Raw genomic sequence first — 5,055 nt, forward strand, 5'->3', positions numbered from 1 at the left:
GATGGTCGGCCAGGCGCCGCATCAGCGTCGCATCGCGGCCGCCGGCGCGCCACGATTCGCCGTTGACGAACACGTGGCGGCTGTCGTGCAGCATGCGCGTGCGCGCGTCCAGCACCACCGCATCCAGCCGGCGCGGCGCGGGCGCGGCGGCGAACCACACCCCGGCCTTGGGCTCGGTCAGGTATTCACCCAGGACCCGGGCGAGCGCCGACGGATCCTTCAGCGCGGCCGCCACGGCGTCGCCGGCGAAGGCGGCGAGGGTGGCGGGGATCGCGCCCGGTGTGTCGGTCGCGGGTTGCGCCGGGTCGCGGTAGAGGCGCGGACCGAGGTCGCCGGCGTCGTCCGACAGCCGCTGCAGCAGCTCGCGGGCCAGCTCGGCCCGGTCGGGCGCGCGAAAGCCGATCGAGTAAGTCTGGCACTCGCCCAGCGCCACGCCGTCATGCGCGTAGCCGGGCGGCAGGTACAGCATGTCACCCGGCCCCAGCAGGTGCTCCTCCTCGGCCTCGAAGTTGCGCAGGATCTTGAGCGGCACGCCTTGCTGCAGCGTCAGGTCGCGCTGGCGGCCGATGCGCCAGCGGCGCTGGCCTTGGGCCTGCAGCAGGAACACGTCGTAGCTGTCGACGTGCGGCCCGACGCCGCCGCCGTCGCTGGCCCAGCTGATCATCAGGTCGTCCAGCCGCGCGGCCGGCACGAAGGAAAAGCCGTGCAGCAATTCGTGCACGCTCTGGAGGTGCAAGTCGACGCCCTGCACCAGCAGCGTCCAGCGCGGCTGCTGCAGGGGCGGCAAGGCGCGCCGCCCGAACGGGCCGCGCCGCATGCGCCAGGCCCGGCCTTCGCGCGCCACCAGCCGCGACTCGACCTCGTCGCGCGCGGCCAGCGCGAACAGGTCCTTGCGCGCCAGCAAAGGTTCGAAGCCGGGAATGGCATTGCGCACCAGCAAGGGCTTTTTCTGCCAGTGGCGCTTCATGAACTGCGCCGGCGTGAGGCCGCCGAGCAGGGCGAGGGGCTGGGTTGTGTCCATATATCCGTTTCGAGAACCGCGCGGAGCATCGTGCAGCGCGGCTCCCTTTGTGGTGAGGCTGCGGCTCTGCCGGTGCTCGCCTCACTGATCGAGTCACTCGAAAAAACCGCATCGCGGTTTTTTCGAGTGACAATTCTCCTATGGAAATCACACCGAACTGCGTGGTCGCGTTGACGTGGACCTTGAAGGACACCCTGGGCGAGGAACTCGACCAGCTGGACGAGCCCGTCGAGTTCCTGCTGGGTGGACGCGACCTGCTGCAAAAAATCGAGGAAGCGCTGCAAGGCCACGAGGCCGGTGACCGGCTCGATCTGCACCTGGAACCCGAGGACGCCTTTGGCGACTACGACGAGACGCGGGTGTTCCTGGAGCCGCGCGCCATCTTTCCCGAAGAACTTGAGGAAGGCATGACCTACGAGGTGCTGCCGGCCGGCGCCACCAGCCAGGATCTGCCGCCCGGTGCGCTCTTCACGGTGACCGAGATCTACCCCGAACACGTGGTGCTGGACGCCAACCACCCGCTGGCGGGCATCGCGCTGCGGCTGCACCTGAAGGTGGAAGGGGTGCGCGAGGCGAGCGAAGAGGAAGTGGGCGCCGGCACGCTGGGAGCGGGCTTTTTCAAGATCGATTAGGTGTTGAGTTGCAGTAGGTTCTTTCCGCCGGAGCGGGAAGCTGGAGGCTTGTAGCCAACTTGTCGTTGTCCGTCGACAGACGCTTGATCGTCACGGTGCTCGTCGATGGCCACGTGCGCGAACTCCCAGCCGGCGCCGTCCACGAAGTCTTTGCGGTCGCCGGCGACGCGGGGGCCAGGACGAACGATGCGTCCCAGCTTGTGGTGTCCCATGTGCAGCAGCCCGCCCCGGGCCCTCTGGCTCACGCCGCACCACCGGCTCCACCGCGGGTCAAGTGCCTTCCGCCCGGGCAGCCCCAAGCGGGCTGGCAGCCGGCTTGCCGTGGCGACGCTACGCCCGACAACCGGGGCAATGCGCCGCATCGGCATGCGCGAGCGGCGTAGCTGCTCGAGCCGCAAAGCAAGTTCGGCGTCGACGGTACTGCGTTTCGCGCCCCGGGGTACTGCGTGTGCGCCCCGGGGGCGAACTGCGATCCCTCAGGCTTTTCTCGCCGCCTTGCTCAAAGTGGCAAAGCCACTTGCGCGCGCTCTGGCAGCTGATGCCGGCAGCCCCATCACCGAAATGCGTGAATGCGCAAGTTGCGACGCTCGAAGGTCGGCTGGCATTCTTATGGCTGTTCGTCCGGGGGAATTGCTGCCAGAGTGCTGAAGCGTCGTAACTCCAGTCTCCCGGACTCTTGCGGGTGAACAAGCTGTTCAAGCATCACAACTAGGGCACCTCCTGCCGGCCGGCGGAACATCGTGCGGCGGCCCACCATGAAAAAACCGGGCAAGGCCCGGTTTTTTCATCTGGTCAGACCCTTCAAAAACACGCGGTGTTTTTGAAGTGAACGATCATGCGCGGTGGATCACGCCGTTGTCGACGCGGATGCGGTCGCCCACGCGCAGGTCGCCGGTGGCCGGCACCTCATAGGTGCGCATCGAGCCCTGGTCCGTCTGCATCGTGATGCGGTAACCAGGCGAGGTGACCACGCCTTGCTGGTTGCGCTGGATGTTGTTGCCCACGGCCGCGCCGGCCACGCCGCCCAGGACCGTCGCCGCGGTGCGACCCGAGCCGCCGCCAATGGTGCTGCCCAGGAGCGCGCCGGCGACGCCGCCGACCACCGCGCCCAGGATGCCGCTGCTTTGCGGTGCCGCCGTGCCGACCGGCAGGTACTCGATGTTCACGATGCGGCCGTACTCCATGCCGGCCATCTGCGAGGTCGCCGGATAGCTGCTGGACGGATAGCTGCTGGCCGGATAGCTGGAGGTCGCGGGGTATTGGTTGGTGGCGCAGCCCGCCAGCATGGCGGCTGCGGCCAGGGCAGTGACGAGGGCCGGGACCCGGATGTGTTTTTTCATTGAATTCTCCTTCGTGCTGAATGGTTCACATGGCGCAGCCATCGGCCTTGCCCTGTGCGCCCATTGGAGCGGTTCCCGGCCCTCGCCGGGCGCAGGCAATCGCGCAGCTTCATGTAGGAGGCAAGTCGACAGCGCGTAGGCCGCGCCCCACGAAGGTGAGCGGTCAGCTTTTGCCGGTGGAGCCGTAGCCGCCCACACCGCGCTGCGTGGCGGGGAACTCGTCGACCACGTTGAACTGCGCCTGCACCACCGGCACGATCACCAGCTGGGCCAGCCGCTCCATCGGATGCAGGGTGAAGGCGGTGTCGCTGCGGTTCCAGGCGCTCACCATCAGCTGGCCCTGGTAGTCGCTGTCGATCAGGCCCACCAGGTTGCCCAGCACGATGCCGTGCTTGTGGCCCAGCCCCGAGCGCGGCAGGATCAGCGCCGCATAGGCGGGGTCTTGCAGCCAGATGGCGATGCCGGTGGGCACCAGCTGCCAGGCATTGGGCTGCAGCGTGAGCGGCGCGTCCAGGCAGGCGCGCAGGTCGAGGCCGGCACTGCCGGGCGTGGCATAGGCGGGCAGCTGGTCGGCCATCCGCGGATCGAGGATCTTGACGTCGATTTTCATTCGGTGTTTCAGGGCGTGGCCGCGGCCGGCAGGCGCGCCGCGATGTCGGCCACCAGCCAGCGCGCCAGCACCAGCTTGGAGGCGCGCGGCAGCTCCTGCACGCCTTGCGCGTCCACCAGCAGCAGCTGGTTGTCGTCCTGGCCGAAGGTGAGCGGGCCGATGTTGCCCACCAGCAGCGGGATGCCCTTGCGCTCGCGCTTGGCCTTGGCGTGCGTCAGCAGGTCGTGGCTTTCGGCGGCGAAGCCGACGCAGAACAGGGTGCCGCTGCGCGCGCGCTCGCTTTGCGCCACGGCCAGCAGGATGTCGGGGTTTTCGGTGAAGGCGACCACGGGGGCGTCGCCGCTGCCGTCCTTCTTGATCTTCTGGCCGGCCTCGGCGACCGGGCGCCAGTCGGCCACGGCAGCCGTCGCCACGAAGACGTCCGCGGCCGTGACCTCGGCCTGCGTGGCCGCCAGCATCTCGCGCGCCGACCTCACGTCGACGCGGCGCACGCCGCGCGGCGTGGCCAGGCTGACCGGGCCGGCCACCAGCGTCACCTCGGCGCCGGCTTCGCGGGCGGCCCGCGCGATGGCGAAACCCATCTTGCCCGAGGAATGGTTGGTGATGCCGCGGATCGGGTCGAGCGCCTCGAAGGTGGGCCCGGCCGTGACGACCACCCGCCGGCGGGCCAGCAGCTTGGGCTGGAAGAAGGCGACCAGGTCGGCCAGCAACTCCTGCGGATCCAGCATGCGGCCGTCGCCGGTTTCGCCGCAAGCCTGGTCGCCGCTGCCGACGCCCAGCAGCGTGGCGCCGTCGGCGGCCAGCTGCGCCATGTTGCGTTGGGTGGCCGGGTGGGCCCACATCTCTCGGTTCATGGCGGGCGCCACCAGCAATGGCACCCGCTCGATCGGTCGCGCCAGGCACAGCAGGCTGAGCAGCTCGTCGGCGCGGCCCTGGACCAGCCTGGCCATGAAGTCCGCGCTGCACGGCGCCAGCAGGATCGCGTCGGCCTCGCGCGACAGGTTGATGTGCGGCATGTTGTTCGGCTCGCGCGCGTCCCACTGCGAGCCGTAGACGATGCGGCCGGACAGGGCCTGCATGGTCACCGGCGTGATGAACTGCTGCGCGGCCTCGGTCATCACCACCTGCACGGTGGCGCCCTCCTTGACCAGGGCCCGGCACAGCTCCGCCGCCTTGTAGCAAGCGATGCCGCCCGTGAGTCCGAGGACGATGTGCTTGCCGGCCAGGTCGTTCATGGGCGGGAGTGTAGCCAGTCGAGGGACCAGGGGTCAGGCACCAGGGGTGAAGCGCCAGGGTTGTCCCGAACCCGGACCCGGACCCGGACCCGAACCCCTGACCCCTAGCCCCTGGACCCTGGACCCTCCCCTCTATAATCTCGCTTTACCACCTCCTCGGGGAGCTGCGCCTCCCGACCTGACATGACCAGATTCGTCTTCGTCACCGGCGGTGTGG

Annotated in this window: 5 protein-coding genes and 1 pseudogene; 1 reads left to right on the forward strand and 5 read right to left on the reverse strand. The window is 69.0% G+C overall.

The genetic code is table 11. From position 1 onward, the window contains the following. A partial coding sequence (locus JWP65_RS16825) for a cupin domain-containing protein (protein ID WP_299765797.1) occupies window positions 1-1,021 on the reverse strand: 1,021 nt, incomplete at its 3' end. Window positions 1,022-1,161: 140 nt separating this feature from the next. On the opposite strand from JWP65_RS16825, the gene JWP65_RS16830 reads away from it, so the two are divergent. Then, complete coding sequence (locus tag JWP65_RS16830; RefSeq protein ID WP_299765799.1) at window positions 1,162-1,653, forward strand: FKBP-type peptidyl-prolyl cis-trans isomerase; 492 nt, start codon at window positions 1,162-1,164, stop codon at window positions 1,651-1,653. 95 nt (window positions 1,654-1,748) lie between these two features. Here JWP65_RS16830 and JWP65_RS16835 read toward each other — a convergent pair. The 4 genes and pseudogenes from JWP65_RS16835 to coaBC form a co-directional block, all read right to left on the reverse strand. Beyond that, a pseudogene (locus JWP65_RS16835) lies at window positions 1,749-2,202 on the reverse strand (leucine zipper domain-containing protein); the annotation flags it as partial. 284 nt (window positions 2,203-2,486) lie between these two features. After that, the gene (locus JWP65_RS16840; protein WP_299765801.1) at window positions 2,487-2,993 is read right to left on the reverse strand and encodes a glycine zipper 2TM domain-containing protein; all 507 of its coding nucleotides are present in this window, start codon (window positions 2,991-2,993) and stop codon (window positions 2,487-2,489) included. Between the two features lie 163 nt (window positions 2,994-3,156). Further along, window positions 3,157-3,603, reverse strand: a complete 447-nt coding sequence (gene dut / locus JWP65_RS16845) for a dUTP diphosphatase (protein WP_299765803.1) — start codon at window positions 3,601-3,603, stop codon at window positions 3,157-3,159. Between the two features lie 8 nt (window positions 3,604-3,611). Continuing rightward, entirely contained in the window at window positions 3,612-4,838 is a 1,227-nt protein-coding gene (coaBC, locus tag JWP65_RS16850; protein WP_299765805.1) for a bifunctional phosphopantothenoylcysteine decarboxylase/phosphopantothenate--cysteine ligase CoaBC, read from the reverse strand. Window positions 4,839-5,055: the final 217 nt, after the last annotated feature.

The sequence above is a fragment of the Ramlibacter sp. genome, from assembly GCF_028292805.1.
GTDB lineage: Bacteria > Pseudomonadota > Gammaproteobacteria > Burkholderiales > Burkholderiaceae_C > Ramlibacter.

What these genes read in the sequence shown, in the direction of transcription:
- JWP65_RS16840 (WP_299765801.1), bottom strand. Translation starts at nt 2,993, where the DNA reads ATGAAAAAACACATCCGGGTCCCGGCCCTCGTCACTGCCCTGGCCGCA.
- coaBC (WP_299765805.1), bottom strand. Translation starts at nt 4,838, where the DNA reads ATGAACGACCTGGCCGGCAAGCACATCGTCCTCGGACTCACGGGCGGC.
- JWP65_RS16830 (WP_299765799.1), top strand. Translation starts at nt 1,162, where the DNA reads ATGGAAATCACACCGAACTGCGTGGTCGCGTTGACGTGGACCTTGAAG.
- dut (WP_299765803.1), bottom strand. Translation starts at nt 3,603, where the DNA reads ATGAAAATCGACGTCAAGATCCTCGATCCGCGGATGGCCGACCAGCTG.